The organism is Yersinia sp. 2542 StPb PI (assembly GCF_048593855.1).
Lineage (GTDB): Bacteria > Pseudomonadota > Gammaproteobacteria > Enterobacterales > Enterobacteriaceae > Yersinia > Yersinia enterocolitica_E.
On the sequence record NZ_JAZGQA010000381.1, the window covers coordinates 1 to 1,493 of the forward strand.

The following is a 1,493-nucleotide window of genomic DNA, read 5'->3' on the forward strand; positions in this document are numbered from 1 at the left end:
ATGTGCATTCTGGTAATGTTAATTAAATACTCACAGTAAGCCATTTATTATCTGCTGCATAATTACTGAGTTTCGTTCCCTCACCAATACATACTGGATGGCCAACACAGGAAAGCATAGGTATATCAGAAACATCATCCCCATAGGCAAAACACGTCGATAGCTTAATGTTATTTTTTTCGGCATATTGCCTAATAACAAAAGCTTTACCATCACCAATTGTTTGCGTTCCTAAAATTTCCCCAGTTACTACTCCTGAATTGTCAATGACTAATTCTGTGCAGAGAATATCTGTAACACCTAATAACCTAGCGATAGGTTTTAATAACGGAGCCATTGAGCCAGACACTAACACTATATTATGACCTAAAACTCTATGCGCTAGAATACTTTTTAATGTGTAAGTTATGAATATATCAGTAGTTGAAAATGTTTTTTTGAACCAGCTAACTGCACACTCTTCAATTTTTAATAAAGGGACGTCTTTAAAAAAACGATAATAAGTTCTATTTAATTCCTCGCGGCTATTCGTTTTTCTAGCCAGAACAGAAAACTGTGAATAAAATTTTTCTTTCTGACTGTCTAATTTATTTTCACTTGCCCAAAAATGGAAGAAATCAAACATGCTTTTTATATTTATTAGCGTATCATCCACATCATAAAACGCAGTCCGGCACATATTTATTCTCCATCCTCATAGCGCATTCTTCGACTTTTTTCCTTAAAATCAGGGTCATTTCCTGCAATACCGGCATCCCCCCACCGAGCAGGTGAGACCTCTTCAATATAAACTGTAATTTTATCTAATGGGCAACCTAGCTGGGTATGAACTACTCGTGTGATGTCTGCAATAAGTAAACTAGCCGATTTTTCATTAGCAAATGGCCAGGCCGTTATCTTAATAATTGGCATAATTATCTACCCTAGTGTCGTAATATTGTGAAAGTCTGACTGTTTTAACTTCAGATGAGCATGAATGTCGCCGCCTAATCCATATAGCCCTATTGCTCCGCCATAGCTTTGCTGTGAACTCATAAAAAGCACGACTACATTGATAATACGATTAGCCTCTTTATTTACTTTCGCTGGAAATGGATTATCTAAAATAGCCCAATAAGATGCACATCCATGTGCATCAGTAATAAATACATTTGGAATACCAAGGGGTCCAGGTCTGGTTAGCATATCTGGATTTAAATCATCTTCTCTAAGGCTCATTACTGTATATAAACTATTAGGAATAAGATGACTAAAATCGAAATCAAACCGTACCGACCTACTGTCATCCAAAACAGTAACAGTTAGTTTCCCTTCCGCTTTTACCCAGTCCGCTAAAGTTATTTTGTCTATTTTCCTTCGTCCATCACTTTCACGATAATCAGAAATATATGCCTGATTAAGAGAGAAGCTATCTCGAACCACTCCGTTAGCCTTCGGGCATTGTTCCGGTGCAAATACCATTGGGTAATTATTTAAAGGCAACGGTAACGGCA

At 37.0% G+C, this 1,493-nt stretch carries 3 protein-coding genes; all 3 read right to left on the bottom strand.

What is annotated here, in order from left to right; all coding sequences use genetic code 11:
- Positions 1 to 22: 22 nt before the first annotated feature.
- On the bottom strand, positions 23 to 679 hold the full coding sequence (locus V1952_RS21775) for an HAD family hydrolase (protein ID WP_420075541.1): 657 nt from the start codon (positions 677 to 679) through the stop codon (positions 23 to 25).
- 2 nt (positions 680 to 681) lie between these two features.
- Positions 682 to 912: a tautomerase family protein gene (locus V1952_RS21780; RefSeq protein WP_420072581.1), complete on the bottom strand. Its 231-nt coding sequence runs from the start codon at positions 910 to 912 to the stop codon at positions 682 to 684.
- Between the two features lie 6 nt (positions 913 to 918).
- Positions 919 to 1,493: hypothetical protein (locus tag V1952_RS21785; RefSeq protein WP_420075542.1), on the bottom strand; the 575-nt coding region annotated here is incomplete at its 5' end.